Below are 12,327 nucleotides of genomic sequence, written 5' to 3' on the forward strand. Positions count from 1 at the left end.
TCCCCGGGCGACACCGTCGCGGCCGTCGCCGAGCTGATCGACAGCCGCACCGGCACCTCCGCCGACACCCCCGCCACCTCCTCATGACCGGCGTCGCCGTCACCGGCCTGGGCCTGGTCACCGCCGCGGGCATCGGCACCGAAGCCACCTGGGAGGGGGTGTGCCGGGGCGAGTCGGCCGCCGCGCGGAACCCCGCGCTGGAAGGGCTGCCGGTGGACATCTCCTGCACCGTGCCGGGCTTCAGCGCCCGCGAGCACGTGGGGCGCCGCAGCTCCCTGATGCACGACCGGTTCGTCCAGCTCTCCCTGACGGCCGCCCGCGAGGCCGTCGCCGACGCCGGACTCGATCCGGCCGGCTGGGACGGGGCCCGGGTCGGGGTGGTCGTCGGCTGCGGGCTCGGCGGTGTCGCCACCTGGGAGGAGCAGCACCGCAGGATGCTGGAGCAGGGCCCCGAGGCGGTCTCCTCGCTGCTGGTCCCGATGCTGGTGCCCAACATGGTCGCCGGGCACCTGGCGATGGACCTGGGGGCCACCGGGCCCAACTTCGTGACCGCCACCGCCTGTGCCTCCGGCGCGACCGCGATCGGCAGCGCGCTGCACCTGCTGCGCTCCGGCGCCTGCGACGTGGTGGTCGCCGGCGGCGGCGAGGCCGGGGTGAGTCCGCTGATGGTGACCGGCTTCGCCCGGATGGGCGCGCTGTCCCGGCGGCTCGACGAGCCGTCCGCCGCGTCCCGCCCCTTCGACGCCGGCCGGGACGGGTTCGTCATCGGCGAGGGCAGCGGGATGCTGGTCCTGGAGCGGACGGCGGACGCCCGCGCACGCGGGGCGCGGGTGCGCGCCTCGGTGGCCGGGTACGGGGCGTCCGCCGACGCCCACCACATGACCTCGCCCGACCCCGGGGGCGCCGGTGTGCTGCGGGCGCTGCGCGCGGCGCTGGCCGACGCGGGCGCCGTCCCCGGGGAGGTGGACCACGTCAACGCGCACGGCACCTCCACCCCCCTCAACGACGTCGCGGAGGCCGCGGTGCTGCGCAAGCTGCTCGGCGACGGTGTCGCGGTCACGTCCGCCAAGGGGGTGCTCGGCCACTCCCTCGGCGCGGCGGGGGCGATCGAGGCCGCCCTGACCGTCCTGACCGTCGAGCGCGGCACGGTGCCCCCCACCGCCAACCTGGAGCGGCTCGATCCGCGGATCGAGCTGGACGTCGTCGCGGGGGCGCCGCGGCGGACCCGGACCGAGGTGGCGGTCAGCAACTCCTCCGGGTTCGGCGGCCAGAACGCGGTCCTGGTCGTCACGGCCGCGTGACGCCCCACGGCACCGCGCCGGGCGCGGCCCCCATGACACGGCCCCGGGCCCGCGGTACAACCCGGACGAGCGGTACGCCCCGGCACGTCTCCCCCGGCCGTTCGGCCACGACACCGGAAGATCCCGTCACGTGACTTCGACCACGCCCATGACCAGAGGGAACCTGCTGCTGCAGCGCGTCGTCGGCGTTCTGTACATCGCCGCCGGCATCGGCAAGTTCTTCCCCGAGATCGAATCGGTCGAGCAGCGGCTGGACGACGCCGCCCGGTCGAACGGCGACGCGCCCCTGCTGGGTCCCTTCACCGACTGGCTCGCGCGGTACCCCGACGGGGTGACCCTCTTCGTCGCCGCCGCGATGATCTCCTCCGGACTGCTGCTCCTGCTCAACCGGTACCTCGTCCTGCCGGTGCTGTACTGCCAGCTGCTGATGCTGGTCTGCTTCGTGGTGATCCTGGTCGGCAGCGTGCCGCAGATACTCGTCATGGACGCGGCGTTCTTCGCCGCCGCCATATACCTGCTGCGGCTGCACCGCTCGCCGGCCGCCGAGGCGGTGCCCCTCGCGGACCCGCTGGACCCCACCGCCCCACTGGCCCCACCGGATCCCGCGGACCCGGACGACCCCACCGCCCCGCCGGCCTCCGGGGGTGGGCCCCGATGAGCGGAACGACCGGTGCCCGGGCGCCGTTCACCCTGCCGCACGCGGAGCTGGCGGCCCTGGAGGAGCGGGTGGCCGGGGCCCTGCGGACGGCCGACGACAGCGCCCTGGAGATCCTCGGCTACGGCGAGGTCACCCTGGTGCTCCGGCTGGCGACCGGCCAGGGGGCCTTCGCCTGCAAGCGGCTGCCGGTCTTCCCCGACCGGGACCGCTTCGAGCGCTACCGGCACTCCCTCGACGAGTACCTGGAGCGGCTCGGCAAGGGCGGGCTGCGGGTCGCCGACACCCTGCTGTGGCACCTCCCCCTGCCCTCGGGCCGGATCGTCGCCTACTGCGTGCAGCGGGAACTGCCCGCGCACCGGCTGTGCTCCCGGCTGCTGCACGGCGCGGACGAGGCGTGGGCCGGGGACTTCTTCGCGCGCTTCCTCGACCGGGTCGAGCAGGCGGTGTCGCCCGAGCTCGGGCTGGACGCGCAGGCGGCCAACTGGATGGAGGTGGACGGCGAGCTGGTCTACCTCGACGTCACCACCCCGCTCATGCGCGACGGGCGCGGCCGTGAACTGCTCGACGTCCGGCTGTTCTTCACCTCGCTGCCGTGGCTGCTGCGCGATCCCGTCCGGCTGTCGATGACACGGTCCATCTTCGACAAGTTCTACGAGGTGCGCGGGGTCCTCCTCGACTTCCTGGGCAATCTGCACAAGGAGCGGCTGGGCCATCTGGTCCCGGTGTTCCTGGAGCGGGCCAACGCGCGGCTGGCGAAGCCGATCACCGAGCGGGAGGTGGCCGCCTACTACCGCGACGACGCCCGGATGTGGGAGCTGATCCAGCGGCTGCGCCGGGCCGACCGCTTCTGGCACCGCAGCGTCCGCCGGCGCACCTACCCCTTCCTGCTGCCGCCCCCCGTGGAGCGCTGACGTGACGGTCTCCACGGCGGTCCCCGGGGCGGTGTCCGCGCCGCCCCCCGCGCCCCGGCCGCCGGCACCCCGGGTGCCGTACCGCGCCACGGCCCCGCGGGCACCGGCGGCCGGGATCGGCGAGAGCCTCGTCCTGGACCCGTCGCGCCCGCTGTACGTCAGCCATGTGCGGGGGCCGCTCACGGTCGCGGTGGTGTCGATCGCCTGGCTGCGGGAGCGCAGCGAGGCCGACCGGGCGGCGCTCCGGGAGCGCTACCTGTGGGACGAGGAGGCGGCCCGGCTGGCGACGCTGCACCTGCCCAAGCGGCGGTCGGAGTGGCTCGCGGGCCGGCTGGCCGTCAAGCACAGCGTCTGCGCGTACCTGCGGCGGCACGGGGGTGCGGCGACCGCGCCGCACGAGGTGCGGGTCCGGCCCGTGGCCGACGGCATCCGGGCCGGCAGGCCGACCGTCAACGCGCCGGTGGACGTGGGGCTCTCACACTCCGGCGACCTGGCCGTCGCCGTCTGCGGTCCGCGCACCGTCGGAATCGACCTGGAGTCCGACCGCCCGGTGCCTCCCCTGCTGGCCGAGCTGCTCGCCGTGGACCGCGTCGGCGCCCGGACCCCCGGCCGCCGGCGGCTGGCCGCCATGCCGCTGCCGCTGCGCTGGGCCTGCCGGGAGGCCGTGCTCAAGCACTTCGGCTTCGGGCTGCGGATCGGCGCCCAGGAGGTCGAGCTGCGCGGCTGGAAGGACGACGGCCGGTTCTCGTGGCGGGCCGGACCGGAGCTGCGCCGCCGTGTCCCCGTCGCCGACGGCCGCCGCTTCGACAGCTGGGCGGGGCGGTTCGGCGACTACTTCCTGGCCCTGGTGTGGCAGTGAGGAGCGTGTTCCGTGTCAGCAGTACCGTCCCCGGCCCCCCGTCCCGGTGGGCCCCTCGGACCGGTGCCCGGCCCGGGCTTCGGGGAGGCGCTCCGCGCGGCGGCCGGGACCGCCGCCCTCAGCCCGTCGTCGCACAACTGCCAGCCGTGGGCGGTCGCGGTGGCGGCCGGGCCCGCCGCCCGCCGGGCGGCCGCCCGGCTGCTCGGCGACGGCGGCGGTGACGGCGACGGCGACGGCGACGGCGACGGCGGGAGCGGGAGCGGGAGCGGCGGGACGGGAACGGAAGGGGAGGAGCGCCACTACCTGGTGCTGGCCCTGGACCGCGCGCGGCAGCTCGACGCGCTCCCCGCGCACGCCGCGGAGATGCTGGTGAGCTGCGGCCTGTACTGGCGGCTGCTGCTGCGCGCCCTGGCCGCCCGGGGCTGGACGGCGGACCGCGTGCGCTTCACCGGGGGCACCGGGGGCACCGGAGACTCCGGGGGGCCCGGCGGGTTCGGTCCCGCGTGGCCGGGGAGCTGGTCGGCACCGCTGTGCGTCGTCCGGCTGCGCCCCGGCGCCCCGGCCGAGGACCCCGCCGCGCTGCACGCCACCGCGCTCGCCCGCCGCACCAACCGGGCGCCCTACCGCGCCGGGGAGATCGATCCGGCGGTCCTGGAGGAACTGCTCGCCCCGGCCGGGGACACCGCCTGGGACACCGCCTGGGACACCGCAGGCGCCGGGGTCGTCGTACGGCACATCGGGGACGCCGGGGTGCGCGCCCGTTTCGCCGCCCTCGTCGCCCGCCACGGCGGCCGGGACTTCAGCCATGGACCGGCCTGGCGGGAGACGCACTCCTTCCTCCGCCGGGACCACGCCGACGCGCGGGCCCACGGCGACGGCTTCGCCCTCGACCAGCTCTTCGGGCCGCTGTCACGCCTGCGGCGGCTGGCGCTGCGCGCCGCCCTGGCCCCCGCCACCATGGGCGTCCTGTGCCTGGCCGGCTACCACCGCCTGCTGGCCCGGCAGCTCGCGGCCACCGTACGGGCGGCGCCGGTCCTCGTCGCGATGGGCCTCCCGGCCGGGGAGCCGGGCCCCGGTGACCTCGTGCGCGGCGGTGCGCGGCTGGCCGACTACTGGCTGCGCGCGACCGGGGCCGGGCTCGCCCTGCACCCGGTCAGCGTCGTCCTCCAGCACGACGACCCGCGCCGGCGGGTCCAGTCCCTGCTCGGACTGCCGGGGCGGCCCTTCCTCGTCGCCCGCCTCGGCCGGCCCACCACCGGCTTCCCCCCGGCGCCGCGCCGGGCCGCCGAGGCCGCTTTCCGGACAATCTGACGGAATTTCCGGCGAATACTCCGTTCCCCGCCCGGCCGGCGCCGCGGCCACCGGCCCCCACTCGCCCGAACACGGTCAAAAAACCCCTGCCCGTGTTAATCTCGGTCCCCCGGAAATTAGTAATTCGCGCGTAGGTCTGATAGAGCCACGGGCATCACCGTTGTCCCACATAAGTGACCAAGGGGTAACATCAGTGCCGCATGGGGGAAGCCCGGGACGGGCCGGAATGTCCGCACGGGAAGGCGGCCCGAACGGCGCGTCCGAGCGAATACGGGAATCGCGGAACCTTCCACCGCGGCAGACAGTCCCCAGTACGGGGGGCGGTGGAAGATGAACATGAGGGTCCTGCTGTGCTGCGATGAGTCGATCATGAGCGCGGGCATCCGCGCACTGCTGAACGAGCAGCCGGACGTCCAGGTCGTCGGCCACTCGTCGGGCCGCGACTGCGCCCGGATCACGGCGCGGTCGCGGCCCGACATCGTCCTGGTGATCTCCCCGGCCCTCAGCATCGAACACCGGCGGGAGCTCGCGCAGCTCGCCGCCATGGCCAAGGTCGTGCTGATCCCCAAGGCCGAGAACACGCACCGCTCCCTGGAGGCGGTGCGCCAGGGAGTCAGTGCGGTCCTGGCGCCCGACACCTCCGCGGACGAGTTGATCCACACACTCCGGACGATCAGCTCGGGCGAGGCCATGGTCATCCCCAAGGCGACCCGGCGCGCACTGTTCTCGCTGCCCGGGAGCCGCGACTCCGACACCGCCTCACGACTGCTGGGCACGCTCACCCCGCGCGAGGCCGAGGTACTGCTCCTGCTCGCCCGGGGAAGCTCCAACACCGAGATCGCCGGGAAGCTCTCGGTCTCCGAGGCGACCGTCCGGTCCCATGTCCATCACCTGCTGAGAAAATTGAATGTTGAATCACGTACCCAGGCCGTCGCCCTGGCCTACGAGAGCGGCATCATGGCGGCGATGGAGGAGAGGGCGGAGGGGAAATCGGATCCCCCCGCGGAATTCCGCTTTCCCGGCGAGAAGCGGGCGGGTGAACGGAAGGGGCGGAGGCAAGGGAAGAGCCCGGGTCAGGCCCGGTAGCCCGGCTCGACGCGCTCGCCCACGAGTTCGTCGACCACCACCGCCATCTTGTCGAAATCGGTGACGAGCGAGCGGAAAACTTCCTTTTGCATGTCCCTCTCGAATTCCTCCCGGCTGGTCACCTCGATGAGCTCGAAGAAGTGGACCGGTGCCGCGGCCCCGCCGCTCTCCCCTGCCACGACGCGCTGGACGCCGAACGCCAGCACACTGGGCAGCTCCGGGCAGGCGGCGTAGTCGGTGTCCCGGACCCAGGCCTCGAAGTCGGCCGGGTCCACGCCCTCGTGCAGGCGGATGCGGTGAACGATGGTCGTCATGGTGTCCTCCGGAGAGTGCGGTGACTGTGCGGTGGCGGTGCTGTGTGGTGGCGGCGCACGGGCGGGACGGTCAGCGGCGCCTGCCCGGGCGGCGGCCGGTCAGCCCCATCGCCCGGGCGACGTTGTTCTTCTGGATCTCGTTGGTCCCGGAGAAGATGCGGGCGGGCAGCGCGTCGCGCAGCAGGGTCTCGGCCTCGCCGTCGAGGACGCCGAGCGCGCCCCGGAGCTGGACGGCGTCGAGGCCGACCTGTACGGCCGCCTCGCTCACGGCGAGCTTCGCCAGCGCGGGCGCGATCTCGTCCTGGCTGCCGTCGGCCAGCCCGCGGGCGGCCCGGTAGAGCAGCAGCCGGGCCGCCTCCAGCCGCAGCGTCATGTCCACGACGCGGTGGCTGACGGCCTGGAAGCCGCCGATCGGCGTGCCGAACTGCTCGCGCTCGCCGACGTGGCGGACGGTGTCGTCCAGCACCCGCCGCATCGCCCCGAGGTAGGCGGCGAACAGGCAGGTCCGCTCCCACTTCATCGACGAGGTGAACACACTGGCCCCCGCGCCCTCGGCGCCCAGCATCCGGTCGGCCGGCACCACGCACCCGTCGAGGCGGACGTCGGCCGTGGGCGAACCGCGCAGCCCCACCTTGCGGTAGGGCGGGCCGACGCTCAGCCCGGGGGTGCCCGCGTCCACGACGAAGGTGCTGAGCCCGAAGAAGCCGCCGCCGGGCGCGGTGGCCGCCTGCACGACGAAGACGTCGGCCACCGGCGCGTTGGTGGTGAAGCACTTCTCGCCGTCGAGTACGTAGTGGCCGTCCCGGCGTTCGGCGCGGGTCCGCAGGTTCAACGCGTCGGAGCCGGCCTCCGGCTCGGTGACGCAGTGCGCCGCGATCCGCTCGCCCGAGCAGAGCGCCGGCAGCCAGCCCAGCTTCTGCTCCTCGGTGCCGAACTCCACGATGGGCATCAGCGAGGCGAACAGATGGGCCGCGACGGAGAACGCGAAGCCGGTGTCGGGGCTGCCCTCCCCGAGCGCCTCCAGGACCGCGGCGGCCGCCACGGCGTCCAGTCCGCTGCCGCCGTACCGGCCGGGCACCGTGGCGCCCACCACGCCCTGCTTGCCCGCCAGCAGCCAGCGCCTCCTGAAGTCCCCGGCGTCGAAGCCCCCCGGACCCGCCGGGGCGTCCCCGGATCCCCCGGAGGGCCCGGCCAGCTCACGTCTGGCGAACCGCAGGACCATGTCGCGCATCTCCGCGGTTTCCGGATCGAGGTCGAAGTTCATCGCGTTCCGTCCGTGTGCTCCTCGACGAGGAGGTGGTAGTTGATGCCGCCGGTGCCGAACGAGCTGACCCCCGCGCGCCGGGGCCGCCCCGGCCCGGCCGGCCACCGGGCCGCCTCGGTCGGGACGGTGGCCGGCACGGCGGCCAGGTCCAGCGCGGGGTTGAGGGTCCGGAGGTTGGCGCCGGGCGGTATGGTCCGGGCCCGGATGGCCTGGAGCGCGCGCAGCAGGCCCGCGCTGCCCGCCGCCGCGAAGGTGTGGCCGAAGAAGGACTTGGCGGAGCCGATCCGCAGGGGGTCCCGCCCGGGGGTGCCGTAGACCCGCGCCACGGCGTCGATCTCCACCCGGTCGCCCACCCGGGTGCCGGTGCCGTGCGCCTCCAGGTAGTCGACCTCCCCGGGGCCGAAGTCGACCTGCTCGAAGGCCCGCCGCATGGCGCGCGCCTGGCCCGCCGCGTCGGGGGCGATCAGGGACCTGGCGTCGTTGGAGGCGCCCACCCCGCGCAGGACGCCGAGGATCTCGTCCCCGTCGCGGCGGGCGTCGGCGTACCGCTTGAGGAGGAACAGGCCGCAGCCGTCCCCGGGGGTGAAGCCGTCGGCCGCCGCGTCGAACGGCCGGTTCGTGCCGTGCGAGAGCAGGCCCAGCGCCGAGCACAGGACCATGTCCCGGGCGTTGCAGGCCAGTTCGACGCCCCCGGCGACGGCGAAGTCGGCGGTGCCCGCCCGCAGCGCGCCGACCGCGAGGTCCAGCGCGGCCAGCGACGAGGCGCACGCCGCCTCCACCGCGACGGGCACGGCGGCCAGGCCGTACTCGTTGGCGATCAGCGCCGCCGTGCCGCCGGCCAGGCAGCCGTCCAGGAGTGCGGGCGAGAGGGGGTCGCCGGGGCCGCCGTAGCGCTCGCGCACCCGTTTGAGCAGCGTCCGCACCTCCACCGGGGACAGCCCGGCGGCCCCGGCGAGGGCGGCGAGGGCCTCCTCGGTGTCGCGCAGGGCGAGGTCGACGGCCGCGCGGCGCTCCGCGGTCAGCCCCAGGTTGCTGCCGATCGCCACCACGCCCGGGCCGCTCAGGGTGCCCGCGGCGCGGCGGTGCCCGGTGAGGAGTTCGCCGGCGACCGCGAGGGCGAGGCGCTGCGCGGCGTCCATGGCCGCATGGCGGAGCGGGGTGATCCGCAGCCCGGCGGGCGGCTCATCGGGGACCGGGACGTGGCCGCCCCGGTCGGTGTAGCTGTGCGTGAGGCTGAGCGCGCCCGGCGCGTGGTACAGCTCCCGGTCGAGCACCGAGTCCGGCACCGGTCCCAGCCGGTCCCGTCCGGAGTGGACCACCCGCCAGAACTCCCCGGCGTCGCGTGCCCCGGCGAACCGGCCGCCGACCCCGACCACCGCGACCGGTTCGGCCGCGGCGGCGGTACGGGCGGCGGTGCGTACGGGCGGCCCGCCCGCACGGCCGCCGGACGCGGTCCGGTCCGGCTCGTGCTCGGCCAGCAGCAGATGGCACAGGGTCCCGGTGAGGGAGGCGCCGTGGACGGCCGCGTACCGCGGCGCCCCGTCCCGGCCCCGCGGCCACTCCTCGCCGGTGCGGAGCATCCGGAAGGGGGCGCCGTACGGCAGGCCGCCGTCCGGCGGTGGCCACTGCGGGGGAAGCCCGCGGTGGTGCAGGGCGAGGGCCGCCTTGGTGAGGGCCGCCAGGCCCGCGTTGGCGAAGGTGTGCCCGAGCCGGTCCCGGACGCTGCCGAGGACGACTCCCCCGGCCGGGCCGGCCGGCTCCCCGTCCGCGCCCCGGTGGAGCCCGGCCAGCGCGGCGAGCTCGGCCGCCGTCTCCCGGGCCAGCCCGGAGCCGGCGCACTCGACGTACCCGACCGCCCCGGCCGGTACGGCGGCCTCCCGGTGGGAGGCCTCGGCGGTCTCCCGGCGGAGCGGTACCGAGTCGGAGTAGCGGAACGCGCCGGGCCGGGCGTGGTGGCGGAGCGCGGCGCCGCGGATCTCGGCGTAGATCCGGTCCCCGTCGCGCACGGCCGACGACAGCCTCTTGAGCAGGACCGCCCCGACCCCCTCGCCGAGCGGGAAGCCCCGGCCGTCCGCCGCGAAGGGACGGGTGCCGGGGGCGAGCAGGCCCTTGGCGGCCAGCGCCAGCTCCGGCAGCGGGCCCTCCCGGCGCTGGCCCGCCACCACGAGGACGGCGTCCGAGACCCCGCCGCGCAGGCAGTTGACCGCGTGGGCGACGCCCAGGAAGGAGGTCGCGTCGGCGGACTCGACCGCGAGCGTACGGCCGTGCAGTTTGAAGGCGCCCGCGATCCGCGCCGGGATGGTGCTGGCCATTTCGCCCACCCGGTCGTGGGAGGACCCCCCGGCGCGCTCCACCAGGAGTACCCTCAGCCGCTCGGCCGCCTCGGCGCCCCACGGCGCGCCGCCCGCCGCGGCGGCCACCTCGCGCGCGTAGCGGCCGGCCTCCACGCGCAGGGCGTTGGCGTACTGGCGGTCGAGTCCGAAGCAGGTGCCGGTGACCACGTCCGTGCGGTCGGCGGGCAGCGGCCGGCCGGGGTGGCCGGCGTCGGCCAGACAGCGCCGCGCCGCCTCCAGCATGAGCAGCTGCATCCGTGCCATGGCGCCCGCCTGGGCCGGCGGGATGCCGTAGCGGGCCACGTCGACCCGGAGGTCCGCCAGCCCGCCGGGGCTCCCGGCGGGGGAGTCGGCGCGGTCTGCGGAGCCGGCGCCGGGCTCCCCCGGAGGCCCGGCGTTCAGCAGTCTCCAGTAGTCGCCGGGGCTCCGGACACCCGGATAGAGCGCCGCCATCCCCACGATCGCGATCGGCTCCGGCGGAGCCTGGTCCGGGCGGTGCTCCCGCCGTGCGCCGGGCGGTGTGTCGGACGGCATGATGCGGCTGCTCCTGTGTCTCGGCTGTGGGTCCGGCCCGGTGGACGGGCACGGCGGTGGACGGGCACGGCGGTGGACGGGCACAACGGTGGACGGGCACGGCGGTGTCACGGCGCGCCCTTCGGCGGGTGCGCCGGTCAGCGGTGCGCGGCCGCCGGGGCGCGCCCGCCGGCCCAGACCGCGGCCGGCCGGTCGAGGTCCGGGTCCCGGGCGAGGATCTCCGCGTGCCGGCGCTGGAGCCGGTCGCCCGGCCGGACGCCCAGCTCCTCGTCGAGGTACCGGCGGGCCCGGTGGAACACCTCCAGTGCCTCGCTCTGCCTGCCGGAGCGGTACAGGGCGAGCATCAGCAGCTCGCAGAAGCGTTCCCGCAGCGGGTACCGCGCCACCATCCGCCGCAGTTCCGCGATCGCGCGGGACTCGTCGCCGACCGCCAGCCGGGCGGCGGACAGGTCCTCCCAGACCGTCAGCCGGCGCTCGTCGAACAGCGCGGCGGCGCTGCGGCAGCGCAGCCCGTCCCCGGCGTCGAGCAGCGCGGGGCCGCTCCACAGCTCCAGGGCGGACTGCAGCAGCCGCAGCGCCCGGGCGGGCTCGTGGACCAGGGCCGCCGTCCCCTGCACCGCCAGGTCCAGGAAGCGGTTGCCGTCCACGCACTCGGCGGACACGTCGAGCAGGTAGCCGTTGTGCACGGCGCGCAGGACGGTGGTGTCGCACGGGCGGCGGGCCGCGCCGTCGAGCACCTTGCGCAGCCTGGTGGCGTTCGCCTGCAGGGCGTTGCGGATGTTGCCCAGCGGAGTGCCGGCCCACAGCTCCTCGGCCAGGTCCCCGGTGGATATCGCCTGCCCGGCGTCCAGCGCGAGTGTGGCGAGCATGGCCCGCACCTTGTTCGACCGTATTTCCCGGCTCTGCCCCGCCACGGAGACGGAGACGGGCCCCAGAAGATTGATCCGCACGACGTTCCCCCGTTTTGCTGCGATCAACAGCGGCCGCCGGCCTGCCGGAACCCCCGTGAGGCGCCACCGGTACCCCGCGACCGCCCCGGGGTCCGGGGCGGTACGGGCGGGGCCGTGGCAGGCGGCCTGCTTTCCGTACCCCGCAGTCTCACAGGGGGGACCGCGCCGGGGCATCCACCGCCTGACGGTTTTCCCCGGCCGCCACCGGCCACCCCGTGTACCGCGGACTCAACCATTGGTTGAATCCGCCTCAACCCTTCTCACGGCCCTCCGCGCCCGCTCCGCCGCCGGGCGCCCGACCCTTTGCCCGGTTATCGGCAAAGACACCCGAAAGAAGTAAGCACACCGCCCCACACGGGTGAATTCGGGCGCGGGTTTCCGGGGCTCGAGAACGAGTGCCGCAGGCGTACGGCGCCGCACGCCCCACCATCACCAGGACCGCACCGGCCCGAGCACACCGCCCCGACGCCCGCAACCCCTCCCATATGACTACATGCGCGCTTTGGTCCGCTTTCGTAACGTCGAGCGGGAAGCCGTCCGCCGAGGCGGCGACACCGTACCGGGGATCCAACGAGGAGGACCTTCGATGATCACTCACGCAACGGCCGGCCCCGCTCTCACGCCCGCCGACCTGACCGAGCGGCACACCGTCACCGACCTGATGACCGTGCGCGAGGCCCCGGTCAGCGACGCGCCGGTGTGGGCGCCCGAGGCCATCGGCCTCCTGCTGCTCGCGCTCCTGCTCTCCCCCAGGGAGCCCCGGGAGAAGTGACCGGGCCGCGTCCCGCGGCCCCCGGCCGCGCGGC

The 12,327-nt window shown here is 75.6% G+C and carries 11 protein-coding genes; 7 read left to right on the top strand and 4 right to left on the bottom strand.

Annotation, left to right across the window (positions count from 1 at the left end; translation table 11 throughout):
- Positions 1-83: 83 nt before the first annotated feature.
- The 6 genes from CUT44_RS17630 (at position 84) to CUT44_RS17655 (ending at position 6,126) form a co-directional block, all read left to right on the top strand.
- Entirely contained in the window at positions 84-1,301 is a 1,218-nt protein-coding gene (locus CUT44_RS17630) for a beta-ketoacyl-[acyl-carrier-protein] synthase family protein (RefSeq protein ID WP_100202847.1), read from the top strand.
- A gap of 148 nt (positions 1,302-1,449) precedes the next feature.
- Complete coding sequence (locus CUT44_RS17635) at positions 1,450-1,959, top strand: DUF6041 domain-containing protein (protein WP_233221462.1); 510 nt, start codon at positions 1,450-1,452, stop codon at positions 1,957-1,959.
- The gene (locus CUT44_RS17640; RefSeq protein WP_100202848.1) at positions 1,956-2,870 is read left to right on the top strand and encodes a DUF6206 family protein; all 915 of its coding nucleotides are present in this window, start codon (positions 1,956-1,958) and stop codon (positions 2,868-2,870) included. Before CUT44_RS17635 ends, CUT44_RS17640 begins: the two co-directional genes overlap by 4 nt.
- 1 nt (position 2,871) lies before the next feature.
- Positions 2,872-3,729: a 4'-phosphopantetheinyl transferase family protein gene (locus CUT44_RS17645; protein WP_233221463.1), complete on the top strand. Its 858-nt coding sequence runs from the start codon at positions 2,872-2,874 to the stop codon at positions 3,727-3,729.
- Between the two features lie 12 nt (positions 3,730-3,741).
- Positions 3,742-5,040 carry a nitroreductase family protein gene (locus CUT44_RS17650; protein WP_146252252.1) on the top strand — a complete coding sequence of 433 codons (1,299 nt, stop codon included), beginning with the start codon at positions 3,742-3,744 and terminating at the stop codon, positions 5,038-5,040.
- 330 nt (positions 5,041-5,370) lie between these two features.
- Entirely contained in the window at positions 5,371-6,126 is a 756-nt protein-coding gene (locus CUT44_RS17655; RefSeq protein WP_100202850.1) for a response regulator transcription factor, read from the top strand.
- Here the strand turns inward: CUT44_RS17655 and CUT44_RS17660 are convergent.
- The 4 genes from CUT44_RS17660 to CUT44_RS17675 form a co-directional block, all read right to left on the bottom strand.
- Positions 6,114-6,440: a RedY protein gene (locus tag CUT44_RS17660; RefSeq protein WP_100202851.1), complete on the bottom strand. Its 327-nt coding sequence runs from the start codon at positions 6,438-6,440 to the stop codon at positions 6,114-6,116. The genes CUT44_RS17655 and CUT44_RS17660 overlap by 13 nt on opposite strands.
- 70 nt (positions 6,441-6,510) lie before the next feature.
- Positions 6,511-7,704 (bottom strand): L-prolyl-[peptidyl-carrier protein] dehydrogenase, encoded by a 1,194-nt coding sequence (gene redW / locus CUT44_RS17665; protein WP_100202852.1) that lies wholly within the window; start codon positions 7,702-7,704, stop codon positions 6,511-6,513.
- Positions 7,701-10,571, bottom strand: a complete 2,871-nt coding sequence (locus tag CUT44_RS17670) for a beta-ketoacyl [acyl carrier protein] synthase domain-containing protein (protein ID WP_100202853.1) — start codon at positions 10,569-10,571, stop codon at positions 7,701-7,703. Before CUT44_RS17670 ends, redW begins: the two co-directional genes overlap by 4 nt.
- A gap of 137 nt (positions 10,572-10,708) precedes the next feature.
- A complete protein-coding gene (locus tag CUT44_RS17675; protein WP_233221464.1) occupies positions 10,709-11,440 on the bottom strand; it encodes an AfsR/SARP family transcriptional regulator in 732 nt (243 codons plus the stop codon).
- 667 nt (positions 11,441-12,107) lie between these two features.
- Here CUT44_RS17675 and CUT44_RS17680 point away from each other — a divergent pair.
- Positions 12,108-12,293: a hypothetical protein gene (locus CUT44_RS17680; protein WP_100202855.1), complete on the top strand. Its 186-nt coding sequence runs from the start codon at positions 12,108-12,110 to the stop codon at positions 12,291-12,293.
- Positions 12,294-12,327: the final 34 nt, after the last annotated feature.

Source organism: Streptomyces carminius (assembly GCF_002794255.1).
In the GTDB taxonomy this organism is placed as follows: Bacteria; Actinomycetota; Actinomycetes; order Streptomycetales; family Streptomycetaceae; genus Streptomyces; species Streptomyces carminius.